We start from the raw sequence: 2,343 nt of genomic DNA on the forward strand, positions 1-2,343 counted from the left end.
GATTGTTCAGAGTTTCCTTAAGCGTTTTGTCCTGATGCTGCAATCCCTGAAGCACTCGACGCGCTTCAGCGATTTTCCCTTCCACCTGGACCTTATCGCTATCGAGTTGTTTAGTGAGACGCGTGATCCGCGCGAACTCAGCCTTAGCAATGTCATGCTGGCTTTCTAGCAGTTCCCGAGCAGTCCTCCAGTCGCGTCGAGCATTTCCGAGACTGAATAAATTTGACCAAAAACCGGGCTTTTTTGGCACCTTCTCAAGCGCGTCAACACACTTCTTGAGCGCCATGTTGGCGGGGCCACCTTCCTCGTTATCCAAGCGCGAGAGTTTATTTGCTACCTCAATCAGTGACTGTTCGAATGCCCGGAGCTTTTCGGAGTCTTCGGCAATCGTCTTCCTGATTTTGAGGATGGCCAAGATCAGCTCACGAATTCGACTGGCGTCATTGCATGCTTTGCGTTCTTCCGCCTTGACCGCCTCGTAGTCAGACACAGCTTGCTGCCACAACGCTTGACGTTGCTCTGGGGAGCGGACCGCGTTCGCCTCAGCACTCACTTTGAGCCAGCCCCGAAACCCCTTCGGGCCCTTCTCTTCCTCGGGTGGAGCATCTTCGCTCTGGTTCTCGCTGTCGTCAGCGTTTTCCTTCTCGGCAGAGTGAGCCGTAAAGAGTGCCTCCAAAATGTTGTCGACTTCCTCATCAGGCTCGACCTCAATCTCCTCTTCTACCTCCGCAGCAGCCTTGTCTTTGCTGCCAAACGGGAGCTGACCATCGAAGTAACGATCTACGAATTTTTTGCGTCGTTCCTTGCTCCCCAATGCACCAGAAATCAATCCCCACGCAGGTTTGCCCGAGACTAACTCCCCCAGCTCCGCGAAGTACTCAGCTTCTGGCAACCAGCTTTCATCAATCTTGTCTCGCTGAGGCAGTTCCAGCGTCACATTTTCTACAGCGCCGTTGTTGGATGAAGCGACCACGATTTCGAAGCCATACAGGGCAGGGTTGAGCTTGTAACTGTATTGCTGCTTACCACCGTCGTTGGCAGCTTCGCGTCCATCGCTTGCGAATGCATCTGATGCGCGGCGTAGCTTGGCAAGCGCATCGGCGCGGCTGGTAATAATCGCTGCGATCAGGTCGCGCAATAGCGTCGTCTTGCCCGTACCAGGGGGGCCATTGACTCCAAGCAACCCTTGACCATCGGCAAGGGTGGACTGGATTGTATTGACGGCTAGCTGTTGGGAATGTACCAGGCCCAAATGGTGTTCTGTAGGCCAACAGCTACTGGCATACGCATCCGGCATCAGTCGCCCCATCAATGGCAGCGACGCTCGCTGATCGTCCACATGCAGGCGAAGCTTTGGATCGTGATGACGCAGGTACTGATCCAGTGGTTCGCTTTTCACCCCCCTAGAGATCGCATCGGCGACATCTGCAAGATCGTCCAGCAAAAAGCTATTCAGCGGATCATCTTCCGACTCGGGTTTGTCGGGCTTTATTGGTTGTGAGCGAAAGCGAAAACGATGGTGGTCCATCTCACCAAAAAAGTCCCCCAACCCCAGGAACTGGAGCGTCCAGTGAGTCAGTTCGCGCAAGCCTTCGCTTGATACCTCCCCCTCGAACTGACTGTTAGCGCGCTCCCTGATGGTCTTTTGGTCGGTCTCGAACCCTCTGGTCCAATCCTTGCCATTCAACACCCGCCCAAGAAACCACGCTTCGCTTGAAAGCACGAAACTGTCATCGACGAGTCGGCCTCCCATTGTGAATTTTGCCGCAAACACGGCAGACTCGCGAAACTTGGGCTCTTGGTAGCCCTGATCGGCGCCGAACATCGCATCGAGCTTCTCGGCAACGAGACGACTGTCGTAAAGATGAGCATAGAGCGTGTGGCTCCATATGCGCTTCTTGGGCAAGTCCTGTTTACTGACAATACTTTCAGGGGTCCACGGAAGTAGCGGGCGCTGAATTGGAGTGTCATGGATAAACGCTTCGTATCGATTACTGCGTTTTTTCACCTTGGGTGCTGATTGCGGTTGCAACAACTCGACCGCATGCCAGTACCGGACGATGCTTTCTTGATCCATCAAAATGACTTTCCCTAGGGAAGGTCTGATCAACTCACCGCAGATGCGCGACACTATCGCCTTATGTAGAGGATTCATCCATGCAGCTGACGTTCGGTGACGCTGAGGGCTTGGGCAAGCGTAAGCAGACCCGGCGCGAGATCTTTCTTGCCGAGATGGAGCAGGTTGTTCCGTGGCAGCAACTGCTTGCCCTGATCGCGCCGCACTATCCAGTGTCGGGGCGGCCAGGTCGGCAGCCGTACGCACTGGCGACGATGTTGCGGATT

At 54.7% G+C, this 2,343-nt stretch carries 2 pseudogenes; one reads left to right on the top strand and one right to left on the bottom strand.

Annotated elements, in window-relative coordinates:
• Window positions 1–2,155: pseudogene (locus tag J7367_RS21675) on the bottom strand (DNA helicase); the annotation flags it as partial.
• Between the two features lie 2 nt (window positions 2,156–2,157).
• On the opposite strand from J7367_RS21675, the pseudogene J7367_RS21680 reads away from it, so the two are divergent.
• Window positions 2,158–2,343 (top strand): annotated as a pseudogene (locus J7367_RS21680) (IS5/IS1182 family transposase); the annotation flags it as partial.

Origin of the sequence: Xanthomonas sp. D-36-1, from assembly GCF_017746155.1 — a bacterium.
In the GTDB taxonomy this organism is placed as follows: domain Bacteria; phylum Pseudomonadota; class Gammaproteobacteria; order Xanthomonadales; family Xanthomonadaceae; genus Xanthomonas; species Xanthomonas cissicola.